Origin of the sequence: Microbulbifer hydrolyticus (assembly GCF_009931115.1) — a bacterium.
Classification (GTDB): domain Bacteria; phylum Pseudomonadota; class Gammaproteobacteria; order Pseudomonadales; family Cellvibrionaceae; genus Microbulbifer; species Microbulbifer hydrolyticus.
Genome location: NZ_CP047491.1, coordinates 212,373 through 225,352, shown reverse-complemented (window position 1 = coordinate 225,352; position 12,980 = coordinate 212,373). Strand labels below are relative to the sequence as shown.

Here is a 12,980-nt window from a genome sequence, read left to right as displayed (position 1 = left end):
TGTTTTCATACCTATCTGTTTTCTGACTGCTGATTGCGGCCATGCCTTTGCGGCCGGTGGTTATTCACAGAACTACAAACTCATAACAACAAACCCATAACAACAAACAAGGACGCTCCGGTGCAGGAAAGACTGGAAAGACGCTCGTTTATCTTCACGCTGCTGCTGGTGACCATCGCCTTTGGCTTCCTGCTGAAACCCTTTTTCACTGCCATTTTCTGGGCCTGTGCGGTAGCACTGATCTTCCACCCCCTGTATCGCTACCTTTTAAGACGCTTTCCGAGATGGCCCAACCTCACTGCTCTGGCCACCCTGCTGCTGTGTATCGTGGTGGTGGTAATACCGGTACTGCTCGTGGCGAGCTCGTTTGTCAGCGAAGTGGCCGGTCTGTACCAGAAGGTGCAGGCGGGTGAAATAAATCTCGGAGCAAAAGTAGAGCAGGTTCGCGCTGCCTTTCCGGGCGTAAATGCGGCACTGGAGCGTATCGGCCTGGATTTTGACGGACTTAAGGAGCGCCTCCTCGGCGGCCTGATGACGGCCGGCAGCCTGATCGCCAAGAACGCACTGGCGCTCGGTCAGAATACGCTGAACTTCTTCGTCAGCCTCGGGTTGATGCTGTACCTGACATTTTTCCTGATTCGGGACGGGAACTCACTCGTCGCACTGCTGATTCGGGCGCTGCCACTGGGCGACGAACGCGAAAAGCTTCTGCTGGCAAAATTTGCCGAAGTTACCCGTGCGACCATCAAAGGCAATCTTGTGGTCGCCGTCACCCAGGGCGCACTTGGTGGTGTCATTTTCTGGGTTCTTGATCTGCCCGCACCGCTGTTGTGGGGTGTTGTGATGACGGTACTTTCGCTGCTGCCGGCAGTCGGCGCAGCGATTATCTGGTTCCCGGCGGGTCTGTACCTTTACGCTACCGGCGACACGGTGAAAGCGACGGTGCTGATGATCTACGGCGTTGCGGTGATCAGCCTGGTGGACAATATCCTGCGCCCGATCCTGGTCGGCCGCGACACCAAACTGCCTGACTATATCGTGCTGTTTTCCACCGTTGGCGGACTGCTGATGTTCGGAATCAGCGGCTTTGCGATAGGCCCTCTGTTAGCGGCACTGTTCATGGCCTTCTGGGAAATTTTTATGCGCGAATTCATCAGCAATGATCAACCGCTGATTCCACCCCGAGAAGAGTCAGTCCTGGAGCAGGACGAATCCGGGAGCGACTCATCGACCTGACTGTTGTTGCTGTAGCACCTGTTTCATTTCCCCCATCGGGCTCTGGTCGACAATGATCAGGCCCTCGGTGGCGCGGTCGAGATCGGCAATCAGCAGGATTACGGTGGCAAAAGTAAGCCCAAGAGTAAGCGCAACCTGTACCGATCCCAGCCGGCTGATCCCAAACTGAAATCCGATTGCGAACATGGCCAGCCCCGTCAAAAAATACAGCGCGATCCAGATAGGTCCGGGTATGCGGTATCCCAGACCGACAACCACCCGCGAATTGTGGAAATTTATGACGCTGCTTACCGGCTCAACAAATTGGCGCAGGTAGCCGGGGTTGTAACCCTGGGCGACATGCTGCTCGACCAGTCGCCACAGTTGATTCTGTATCGCGACACTTTGAGCCAGCGCTTCCGCCGTTATTTCCGTTTCATGTACCTTGAAATCCCGCAGCTCGGTGTATTCAATCAGTAGCTTCTGAGCCTTGCGCGTTGCGTCGGGCGTGAGAAAGTCGGCGTGCAGGTAAGCGGTGTGAATGGCATTCACTTCATTCAGCAACAGCGCCTTGCGCTCGTTATAACGACTCGCGGTCATATTGAAGGTAAACGCCAGCAGGAAGGCCAGGAGGCCAAGGGTTGCGGTTACCGCACTGCCGATGGAGGGCTCTTTCTCGGGCCGAACCGTACGGATGTAGTGGCGCCCCAATAGCCACCCCAGACCGATGGCAGCCAGCACGACAAACACAGTAAAAAGATATATCGCCGCCAGTGGTATGCGTTGGAACAGTTCGTCAGCAATCATGACCTTCCCCGGACTCGTTTATCCAGTTTGGCTCACGGTCAGATCGTCTACCAGATAACTTTTCTTTCCACTTCCTTCTCATTTCGACCAGAACTAAAACATTAACGGCGTTTTTGCGGCGATATTTTCAGTGATTTGATTCAATGATGTCGCCACGGTCGTTATTTCGCCATATTTTTTAAGGGCCAAGCTGCACCCGATTCGACCGCAATGATCTCCCGGGCGAATACAGACCTTTGCCTTTAACAGCTGATCCACTAGAGTCTGGCAAGCGTAGTTAGTTCATACAACCAATTTCCCGGTATACCAATATGCTCAGGCTCCACTATTGCGCGTTACTGCTGTTCGCATCACTGCTCATCGCCTCTTGTGGCGGCGCTACAGTAGAGGATTACGCAAAGCGCGAGCCCGCCTTCATCCCCGAGCAATTCTTCAAGGGTGATCTGGAGGCGTACGGTGTGGTCAAGGATCGCAGTGGCACGGTCACCAGGCGGTTCTCCGCCACCCTGAAAGGAAGCTGGAAAGATGGCAAAGGGCTCCTCGCGGAACGCTTCGAGTTTGACGACGGCGAAATCCAGTACCGCAACTGGCACCTAATTCCCCAACAGCAATCCGGTGGAGTAAGGCGGTACGGCGCCAGTGCGGAAGACGTGGTCGGCGAGGCCACGGTGAGGGTCAGCGGCAATGCCGGATTTTTCCGCTACACCCTCAAGGTACCCTATGGCGATCGACAGATAAACGTCGACGTCGACGACCGCATGTACCTGGTCAATGAGCGGATACTGATCGCCGAATCCGATCTGACCAAGTGGGGCTTCGATGTCGGAGAGATCATCCTCACGATCATCAAGCCCCATACCCCGTAGATGCCGGGGGTTTACACATATACACAACCAGTAAAAGCAACAGCGCCCGGGCTGGCCGGGCGCTGTTGTGATTTGAGCTTCGAGGCGAAGCTCCGTGTGGGAGTCAAACAGAAGCGTCAGTCTTCGCCGCCATTCATACCCAGTTCTTTCAATTTGCGGGTCAGGGTGTTGCGTCCCCACCCGAGCAGTTCGGCCGCATCGCGTTTGCGTCCGGCGGTGTGCTTGAGCGCGATCTCGATCAGGGCACGCTCGAAGGCGGGCACCGCCTCGCTGAGAATCTCCCGCTGCCCGGTGGCCAATGCCTGGTCGGCCCAAAGACGCAATGCCTTTTGCCAGTCCTGCGGTGCCTCGGTGGTGGCACCCTGCTGATGAAGTTCCGGTGGCAGGTCATCGACGAGTACTTCGCGGCCGGAGGCCATCACCGTGATCCAGCGGCAGGTGTTCTCCAGCTGTCGCACATTACCCGGCCAGTCCAGCCCGGAGAGGTATTCTTCCGTCTCCTTTAACAGGATTTTCGGCTCGACCCCGAGGTCCTTGGCGGCGCTGTTGAAGAAGTGACGCACCAAGCGCGGGATATCTTCGCGACGGTCGGCGAGACGGGGAATGTGGATACGAATAACGTTGAGGCGGTGAAAAAGGTCTTCGCGGAACTTGTGTTGTTCGACCAGCCGCTCGAGATCCTGGTGGGTGGCAGCGATAATTCGCACGTCTACTTTTACCGGAGTGTGGCCACCGACCCGATAAAACTCGCCGTCTGCCAATACCCGCAGCAGACGGGTCTGGGTCTCTGCGGGCATGTCCCCGATTTCATCCAGAAACAGGGTGCCGCCGTTGGCCTGCTCGAAGCGACCGGCGCGCTGTGAACTTGCGCCAGTAAACGCCCCTTTCTCGTGCCCGAACAGCTCGGACTCCATCAGATCCTTGGGGATCGCAGCCATATTGAGTGCGATAAACGGCTGATTTTTACGCGGGCTATGATTGTGCAGCGCCGCTGCCACGAGCTCTTTACCGGTACCGGACTCACCGTTGATCAGCACGGTGATATTGGAGTGGGAAAGGCGGCCGATTGCACGGAATACTTCCTGCATCGCCGGCGCCTCGCCGATAATTTCCTTATTGCCGGTACCATTTTCGATGATCACCGGCTCTTCCGGTTCCTGCTCGTTGGCATGTGCCAGCGCGCGGCGTGTGACCGCCACGGCCTCATCGACATCAAACGGTTTGGGCAGATATTCGAAAGCGCCACCCTGGTAAGCAGCTACCGCACTGTCGAGATCCGAGTGGGCAGTCATGATGATGATGGGCAGGGCGGGGCGTTCGGCCTGGAATCGTTGCAGCAGCTTGAAACCATCCGAGCCGGGCATGCGAATGTCGCTGATCACCACATCTGGTGATTCGCTGTAAAAATCGTCCAGCGCGCGGTCGCCATTTTCATAGCAGGTTGTTTCGATCCCCGCCCGGGAAAGGGCGCGCTCCAGCACCCAGCGGATGGAGCGGTCGTCATCAATGATCCATACGCGATTGTTCATAGTACTTTTCCGGCTCTGTGATTACGTTCTAATAGTTCTGGTCTTGGTTTTGCCACTGGCTTGTTCGCCGTTTTGCTACTCATTCGCCAGTGGTAAATAAATCTGGAATTCCGTCTGCCCGGGCTGGCTCTCGCATTTGATCAGCCCCCGGTGCTGGTTAATGATGTGCTGGGAGATGGAAAGCCCCAGCCCCGAGCCCTCGGCGCGCCCGGAAATCATCGGATAAAAAATCCGCTCGCGGATGTCTTCCGGAATTCCCGGGCCGTTGTCCACGATGTCAATGCGGCATACAAGCGGACAATGCCTCCGGCCGATGGTGAACTGCCGCTGCACCCGGGTGCGTATGGTCAGGTCTCCTTCCTCCAGGCCAATGCTTTCGGCAATCGCCTGCATCGCGTTGCGGGCAATATTCAGTACCGCCTGAATCAGCTGTTCGCTATCAGCCGGAATATCCGGAATCGACGGGTCGTAGTCCCGCCGGATGATCAACGCCCCGTCGCACTCGGCCTCGATCAGCTGCGCCACGCGCTCGGTGATTGAATGCACGTTGACCGATTGCAACCTCACCGGCTGGCGCGGCCCCAGCATCCGGTCCACCAGATTGCGCAGTCGGTCTGCCTCTTCGATGATGATCTGGGTGTACTCACCGAGGCCGTCATCCTCCAGGTCACTCAATTCCCTTTGCAGCAACTGTGCCGCTCCGCGAATTCCTCCCAGCGGATTTTTCACTTCGTGGGCCATGCCTCGCACCAGGTTGCGCGTGGTCTCCTGGGCTGAGATCAGCGCATCTTCACGTGCGATGCGCAGCAGGCGGTCCATGGACTGGACCTCCAGCAGCAACAGGCCCAGCTCGGTGAGGGGTGTCACCGAGTAGTCCACGGTGCACTCTTCCAGGTTGTGCAGCAGCCACAAGGCGCGCCGGACCGTGTATTTTTCGCCGGTGGCCAGTGCCGAGCGCAGCGCCTGCTCAGAGGAGCGAGACTCGCGCACGACCTCGTCGAGAGGCAGGCCAATAGAGCGGGCGCTGGAAGCCGCCACCAGATCCTCGGCAGCCGAGTTCAGGTAGCAGAGGGACAGGTTTTCATCGAGCACCAAAACGGCCGAGGTAAGGTTGTCCAAAAGCAGGCGTAGCTGGCGATCATTGAGCATTCAGGGGGTCCGATTTCGTTCATTGCTTCGGCTCGCCTATTGGGAGTGCAAGAAGCAAACCAAAATGGCGCAAAAAACCGGACACAGGAGAGGGTTTCAGGGGCGCCGGTGGCCGACCTCACAAGATGATGCACCAAAATCGTGCACAGAGCAAAAAACAGCCAGCTTTGATGCTCAGAAACGGGCGCGGGGCAAGTTACGGGGGTGTCGGGCGAGCGCGGACGGGCGCGTCCAGCGATTTGGGCACCGGGTGGGGAGCCCCCGGCGCTCAAGGTCATTGCGGCAGGGTATTGCCGCCGCCCTCGCAGTTAGCGAGGCGGTCGGTTAGCGCGGCTGTGGTTTGGGGGGCCTGGCGACGCCGGGGGCCTGGGGTAACTTCGGCATCTGCGGCGCCTGTTCGGCAGGGAAATCGGGGATCTGACCACCGGGACGCTTTACATGGACCTGGATGGCCTGGGACTGGGCCAGGGGGCGCCCACCAGCACCTAGCAACACCGCCTGTATCGTATGCGTGCCGCGCTCCAGTGCCGAGATATCCAGGCTGGTACCGGACGACGTACCCGACCAGCGCTGACCGTCAACCACAACAAAGAATTCGTAGCCGTCTTTGGGGACAGGGTCGAGGGCGACCTGCAGCACGACAAACCGCTGCCCCGGCGGGATGGTGGCGTCATTGGCGGGGCTCACGATCGCAAAGTTAACCGGGCCCTCGTAGTCATCGCGGTCGCGCCTATCCCCGGGGGACAGCTTACGTGTCCGCAACGGCTGCTTCGGCGCGATGGGCTGTACGTTGATGGGGCCTATCTCGACCTTCTCGGCTTTCTGGCCAGCGGGGGGGCTGTCACTGAATGTCACCCGGCCATCCGGTCCGACAATCTTGTATACGCTGCCACCTGAGGTGCCACTCGCCTTTTTGTCATCGGCCGCCGAGTCCTGCTGCGCCAGAACCGGCGCAGCCAGCAACACCGCCAGCAGTGCAATCCACCTGATCATGGGCTTTCCTGCCTCTCACTTTCTATTTGAGGTTGCATAGTAAAGGCTAGTGTACTCCTCTCTCCTCTACCCGCATAAAAAAAGCCCACACCTTGCGGGTGTGGGCTTTCTCGTCATCTTTGCACCGTTCTCACCAGACCGCTGTATGAACAGAGCCCGGCGGCGGCGCTCAGATGATACTCCGTTTTAAACGGTAGCGCCTGCGGCGTTTAAGGCCGGGGCGCTCTCGCCGTTTTTATACAGAGTAATACAGCTCGAACTCAACCGGGTGAGTGGTCATGTTCACACGCTGCACCTCTTCGCGCTTCAGTTCGATGAAGGCGTCGATGGCGTCGTCGGTGAATACACCACCTTCGGTCAGGAACGCGCGGTCCTGATCCAGGCAGTCCAGAGCCTGTTCCAGGCTGGAAGCAACGGTCGGGTACTCGGCCAGCTCTTCTGCCGGCAGGTCGTACAGGTCCTTGTCCGCAGCGTCGCCCGGGTGGATCTTGTTCTTCACGCCGTCGAGGCCAGCCATCAGCAGGGCTGCAAAGGCCAGGTACGGGTTGGCGGTCGGATCCGGGAAGCGGGTCTCGATACGCTTGCCTTTCGGGCTCGGCACGAACGGAATACGGATGGACGCAGAGCGGTTGCGCGCGGAGTAGGCCAGGATTACCGGCGCTTCGAAGCCCGGAACCAGACGCTTGTAAGAGTTGGTGGAAGAGTTACAGATCGCGTTCAGAGCGCGCGCGTGCTTGATGATACCGCCGATGTAGAACAGGGCAGTTTCAGACAGGCCAGCGTAAGCGTCACCGGCGAACTGGTTTACGCCGTCTTTGCTGAAGGACTGGTGCACGTGCATACCGGAACCGTTGTCACCTACCAGCGGCTTGGGCATGAAGGTCGCGGTTTTGCCGTAAGCGTGCGCTACGTTGTGTACCGCGTACTTCAGGATCTGAACCTCGTCCGCTTTCTTGGTCAGGGTGTTGGCGCCAACGCCGATTTCACACTGGCCAGCAGTACCCACTTCGTGGTGGTGTACTTCAATTTCCAGGCCCATGGCTTCCATCGCGGAACACATGGCAGCGCGGATATCGTGCAGGGAGTCGACCGGCGGAACCGGGAAGTAGCCGCCCTTAACGCCCGGACGGTGACCCATGTTGCCTTCCGCGAAAGAGGCACCGGAAGACCAGGCCGCTTCTTCAGAATTGATTTTGTAGAAGGCGCCACCCATTTCGGCACCCCAGGTGATGTCGTCGAATACGAAGAACTCGGGCTCCGGACCGAACAGCGCGGTATCACCGAAACCGGTGGACTTCAGGTATTCCTCGGCGCGCAGCGCGATGGAACGCGGGTCGCGCTCGTAGCCCTGGCCGGTGATCGGGTCGACAATGTTACAGCGAATGATGACAGTCGCTTCGTCGGTGAACGGGTCCAGGAAAGAGGTTTCGTCGTCCGGCATCAGGATCATGTCGGATTCGTTGATGCCCTTCCAACCTGCGATGGAGGAACCGTCGAACATCTTGCCTTCTTCGAAGAACTCGCCGCCAACTTCCTTAGACGGAATGGAAACGTGTTGTTCCTTACCTTTGGTATCGGTGAAGCGCAGGTCTACCCATTTGGCTTCGCTCTCTTTAATCAGTCCGAGCGTTTTCGCTGACATTGCAGTCCTCCAAGAATGAAAAGTTATGTGTTGCGCCAATTCGCATTGTCTTGTGGCAACAGTCGAAGCAAGGAGTGTGCCAAATTGGGGCAAACGGGCTATAGATCTTATCCGGGGTGCTGAGCCCAACAACAGCGGCCGGTTTTGAGTCACCTGCCACTACGGCACAAACACAGTAGTCCCAAAAATGGTGCCCCCAAAGAGCCGCATGCACTATTTTGGGGCCAGCAAGTCACGAAAAGCACCATTTTAGTGCCACAAGCAAATTCCCGATAGCGAGTTTATAATTCGCCACCTTTCCCGGGAAGCGCGATGGTTCGATCCCGGCCTCAAATTCAACAGCGGTTCCGGCACATTCACATGCACTTCGTCGTAAAGTTTTTCCCAGAGATCACCATCAAGAGCAACCCGGTACGCAAGCGCATGTCACGCCAGCTTGCCGACAACCTGCGCAAGCTAATGCGGCAGCTGGACGACCGCATCAAGGTGCAGAAAGACTGGGAAAAAATTGATGTCATTGCACCCGATGCAGTATCCCACCTTTGCGACCGCATTGAAGAGGTACTGGCGCACACTCCCGGCATTGCCAACTTTGCCCGCGTTCAGCAGTTCCCCCTTGGCGACCTGGACGACATCTACCAGAAGACCCTTCCGATCTGGGGGCCGCAGCTCGCGGGCAAGACCTTCTGCGTGCGCGTTAAACGCACCGGCAAGCACGATTTTCAGTCCCTCGACGTAGAGCAGTATGTGGGCGGCGGCCTCAACAAGAATACCGAGGCAGCGGGGGTAAAACTCAAGAACCCGGATATCACCGTCAAGCTGGAAGTCCGCCACGACAAACTCAACGTCATTGAACAGCTGCATCAGGGCCTCGGTGGCTTTCCGCTTGGCACCCAGGACCCGGTACTTTCATTGGTTTCCGGCGGCTTCGACTCCACCGTGTCCAGCTACCTCACCATGAAGCGCGGCATTCGCACCCACTTCCTGTTTTTCAACCTCGGCGGACGCCAGCACGAATTGGGCGTCAAGGAAGTGGCGTTTTACCTGTGGGAAAAATACGGCGCCTCTCACCGGGTAAAATTCATCACGGTTCCCTTTGATGAAGTGGTGGCGGAAATCCTCGAGCAGGTCGACGACTCCTATATGGGCGTCACCCTGAAGCGCATGATGCTGCGCGCCGCCTCCGCCGTCGCCAAGGAGCTGGACGTAGACGCAGTAGTGACCGGTGAAGCCATCGCCCAGGTATCCAGCCAGACCCTGAAAAACCTCGCGGTGATCGACAGCGTGACCGACACCCTGGTGCTGCGCCCGCTGATCACATCCGACAAGACTGACATCATCCGCACCGCGCGCGAAATCGGCACCGAGGAGTTTGCGGCGAATATGCCGGAATACTGCGGTGTGATTTCAGTGAAGCCCACCACCCGCGCGAAAATGGAAAAAGTCCTGCACGAGGAAACCCGCTTCGACTTCACCGTTTTGGATCGCGCCATTGGCAACCGGGTGATGCAGAATATCGACGAAGTGATGCAAGACCTGGGCGAAGATGCGCCGCCGGTGGAAATTGTCACCGAGCCGGGCGATGCCATTGTGATCGACATTCGCCACCCGACAGAGGAAGAGGTGAACCCTCTGGAGCTGGAAAATGCAGAAGTGGAAACAATCCCGTTTTATCGTCTGAGTACGGCATTCCAGAAACTCGACAAGGAAAAACAGTACCTGCTGTACTGCGCCCGCGGCGTGATGAGCCAACTGCATGCGTCGCACCTGCTGGACGAAGGCTACAAAAATGTCGGCGTATTCCGCCCGGAAAAACCCGAGCATTAATTCGTTCTAGCGATCTTCCCTGAACGACGTCCCGGCACCCCGCCGGGCTTCAAAAACGAAAGCGGCGGCCATTTCTGGCCGCCGCAGCTTCAACCTCTGCCCTGATCTGTTAACCGGTGTTGCGCATACCCGCCGCAATACCGGCAATGGTGACCATCAGTGCGCTTTCCAGCACCGGGTCTTCCTCGCGGGTGCGCAGGCGCGCCATCAGCTCGGCCTGTAGCAGGTGCAGCGGATCGGTATAGGGGTCGCGCACGCGGATCGACCAGCGCATGACCGGGTTGTTGTCCAGCAGGCTCTCGCGGCCGGTGAGCTCACTCAGGGCGGCGACGGTGCGCGCCAGGCGGCTGCGCAACTCCACACCCAGACGCTGCTGTTCCGGGTCATCGGTCAGGCGCTCTTCGTACCACAGCGCGACGCGGGTATCCGACTTGGCCAGCACCATCTCCAGCATATCCACAACGGTCTGGAAGAACGGCCACTGGTCGCTCATCTCGCGCAGGGTATCCGGCGCATTTTCCAGTCCGGTTTCCAGTGCGGCGCCGGTACCCAACCACGCGGGCAACATCAGGCGCATCTGGGTCCAGGCGAATACCCAGGGAATCGCACGCAGTGTTTCCACACCGCCGCCGGGCTTGCGTCGTGCCGGGCGGCTACCGAGCGCAAGCCGGCTGAGTTCGGTTTCCGGGGTGACGGTACGCAGGTAGGACACCAGTGCCGGGTCATCCTGCACTACCTCTCGATACGCGCGCACCGAGGCCTGGGTCAGGCGATCCATTTCCGCGCGCCATTCCGGGCGCGGTTCCGCGGGTGGCAACAGGGTCGCCTCCAGGGTCGCGGCGATATACTGCTCGAGGTTATACGCGGCCACCGATGGGCGGCCGTATTTCACCCGGATCATTTCGCCCTGTTCGGTGACGCGGATACGACCGGCGACGGAACCCGGGGGCTGCGACAGCAGCGCCATGCGGGTGGGCGAGCCGCCGCGGGAGATGGACCCACCACGGCCGTGGAACAGGGTCAGCGGGATTCCGTGCTCGCGGAAAATTCCAGTGAGCGCTTCCTGCGCGCGGAACTGGGCCCAGGCAGCACCGAGGAAGCCGGCATCCTTGGCCGAGTCGGAGTAGCCGATCATCACTTCCTGACCGGACTTGACGCGTTCACGGTAGAACGGGATTTCGAGCAGCGCGCTCATGGTACCGAAAGCGTTGTTGAGATCGTCGAGGGTCTCGAACAGCGGCACCACGCGCATCGGTGATTTCACGCCGGCAATTTTCTGCAGCAGCATGACTGCGAGCACATCGGACGAGGTCCTCGCCATCGAGATCACGTAAGCACCCAATCCTTCCGGGCCCTGCTCCGCGATCACCTTGCAGGTATCGAGCACCTCCCGCACTTCGTCGGTACAGAACTCACTGTCAAAAAAGGCGCCGTTTACCAGCGGGCGGCGGCTTTCCAGCTCACTGATCAGGAACTTCTGCTTCACCTGCTCCCCCCAGCTGGCGTAGCTGCCAAGATCCAGGAAACGGGTGATGGCATCGATCACGTTCGCATGCCGGGTGGACTCCTGACGGATATCCAGGCGCAGCAGGGTGATGCCGAAACAGTTGAGGCGACGCAGCGTATCCTTTAACTGGCCATCGGCAATGGCACCGAGGCCCACCGCGCGCAGGGAGCGGTCGATCAGGCTCAGCTCCTGGTGCAGCTCGCTGCCACTCGAGTAAATTTCGCCTTCCGGCTCCGCAGAACCGTTTACCCGGGCTTCCATCAGGGCACGGGTGTTGCGCAGGCGGTCGCGCACTTCGCGCAGCAGCACCCGGTAGGGTTCCGGGCTCGCGCCGGTACGCGCCAGCAGTTCATCGCTGGCGCGGTGCATAGACAGGTCTGCGAGCAGGTTCTCCACGTCCCGCAGGTAGAGGTCGGCAGCCATCCAGCGCGCCAGCGTAAGCACCTTCCGGGTTACCTTCGCCGTCACATTGGGGTTGCCATCCCGGTCACCGCCCATCCAGGAGGCGAAGCGGATGGGCACCCAGTCGGAAGGCAGGGGATCCAGGCCGGCGAGCTCCAGCTCTTCCTCGATACCGCGCATCCCCTGGGGAACGGCCTGCCACAGGGACTGCTCGATGGTGGCAAAACCCCATTTGGCCTCATCCACGGGGGTGGGGCGCTCGCGGCGGATCTCGTCGGTGCTCCACGCGGAAAGAATCTGTTCCCGCAGCAGCCGGCGCAGGTGATCGCTCTCCTCCGGTGTGCAATCCGGGCGATCCAGTCCCGCCAGCAGGTCGGCGATCTGGTCGTATTTGCGGATCAGGGTACGGCGGGTCACCTCGGTGGGGTGCGCGGTGAGCACCAGCTCTACCGAGAGGTCAGACAGCACCTGGCGGATTTGCTCCTGGCCCACATTGGCATTCTTAAGCTCTGCCAGCACCTGGCGCAGGCCGCGGTCGGTATCGGGATCTCCCGGGAAGCGCTCGTGCTGGCGGCGCAGGCGCTCACGGTGGCGCTGTTCGGCAAGGTTGGCGAGGTTCAAGAACTGGCTGAAGGCCCGGGCGACTTCGAGCAGGGTCTCATCATCCAGCGGGTCGAGCAGTTCCCGTAGTTTTCCTACAGGCATCTCCCCCTGACCGCGACTCTCCACGGCCACCTGCCGAATCGTCTCCACCGTGTCGTACAGGGCGTCGCCAGCCTGGGCGCGCAAAACAGAGCCCAGTTCCTCACCCAGCAGACGAACATCTTCGCGTAACGGTGCATTTTGGTCTTGATCCATGGAATTTCTCCCCCTTACCGGAACAAATTTGCGCGTTATTTTTACATATTTCGCCGGTGAACGAGATGCCTCGCCGGAATTTTTTGTAATAAAACTACAAAAACTGGCATCTGGTAACCCATCTATATGGCCCCGATGCCGTCGCGGTGCCCTTGATACCGCCACGCCACGCTCCGGTCACACCT

Annotated in this window: 9 protein-coding genes; 3 read left to right on the top strand and 6 right to left on the bottom strand. The window is 59.1% G+C overall.

Features of this window, described 5'->3' with window-relative positions:
• The first annotated feature begins 120 nt into the window (after positions 1–120).
• Complete coding sequence (locus GTQ55_RS00985; RefSeq protein ID WP_161857034.1) at positions 121–1,236, top strand: AI-2E family transporter; 1,116 nt, start codon at positions 121–123, stop codon at positions 1,234–1,236.
• On the opposite strand, the gene GTQ55_RS00980 is transcribed toward GTQ55_RS00985, so the two are convergent.
• Positions 1,225–2,022, bottom strand: a complete 798-nt coding sequence (locus tag GTQ55_RS00980) for a bestrophin-like domain (RefSeq protein ID WP_161857033.1) — start codon at positions 2,020–2,022, stop codon at positions 1,225–1,227. The genes GTQ55_RS00985 and GTQ55_RS00980 overlap by 12 nt on opposite strands.
• A gap of 311 nt (positions 2,023–2,333) precedes the next feature.
• Between GTQ55_RS00980 and GTQ55_RS00975 the strand changes: the two genes are divergently transcribed.
• A complete protein-coding gene (locus tag GTQ55_RS00975) occupies positions 2,334–2,888 on the top strand; it encodes a DUF3833 domain-containing protein (RefSeq protein WP_161857032.1) in 555 nt (184 codons plus the stop codon).
• Positions 2,889–3,004: 116 nt separating this feature from the next.
• Here the strand turns inward: GTQ55_RS00975 and glnG are convergent, their stop codons facing one another.
• The 4 genes from glnG to glnA form a co-directional block, all read right to left on the bottom strand.
• Positions 3,005–4,417, bottom strand: a complete 1,413-nt coding sequence (glnG, locus tag GTQ55_RS00970) for a nitrogen regulation protein NR(I) (RefSeq protein WP_161857031.1) — start codon at positions 4,415–4,417, stop codon at positions 3,005–3,007.
• A 75-nt stretch (positions 4,418–4,492) separates the two neighbouring features.
• On the bottom strand, positions 4,493–5,566 hold the full coding sequence (glnL, locus tag GTQ55_RS00965; protein ID WP_161857030.1) for a nitrogen regulation protein NR(II): 1,074 nt from the start codon (positions 5,564–5,566) through the stop codon (positions 4,493–4,495).
• A gap of 324 nt (positions 5,567–5,890) precedes the next feature.
• Positions 5,891–6,559, bottom strand: coding sequence for a DUF4124 domain-containing protein (locus GTQ55_RS00960; RefSeq protein WP_161857029.1), 669 nt, complete (start codon positions 6,557–6,559; stop codon positions 5,891–5,893).
• A gap of 235 nt (positions 6,560–6,794) precedes the next feature.
• Complete coding sequence (glnA, locus tag GTQ55_RS00955; RefSeq protein ID WP_161857028.1) at positions 6,795–8,201, bottom strand: glutamate--ammonia ligase; 1,407 nt, start codon at positions 8,199–8,201, stop codon at positions 6,795–6,797.
• Positions 8,202–8,561: 360 nt separating this feature from the next.
• Here glnA and thiI point away from each other — a divergent pair, with 360 nt between their 5' ends.
• Complete coding sequence (thiI, locus tag GTQ55_RS00950) at positions 8,562–10,028, top strand: tRNA uracil 4-sulfurtransferase ThiI (RefSeq protein ID WP_161857027.1); 1,467 nt, start codon at positions 8,562–8,564, stop codon at positions 10,026–10,028.
• A 109-nt stretch (positions 10,029–10,137) separates the two neighbouring features.
• Here thiI and ppc read toward each other — a convergent pair whose 3' ends face one another.
• Positions 10,138–12,795: a phosphoenolpyruvate carboxylase gene (gene ppc / locus GTQ55_RS00945; protein ID WP_161857026.1), complete on the bottom strand. Its 2,658-nt coding sequence runs from the start codon at positions 12,793–12,795 to the stop codon at positions 10,138–10,140.
• Between the last annotated feature and the right edge of the window lie 185 nt (positions 12,796–12,980).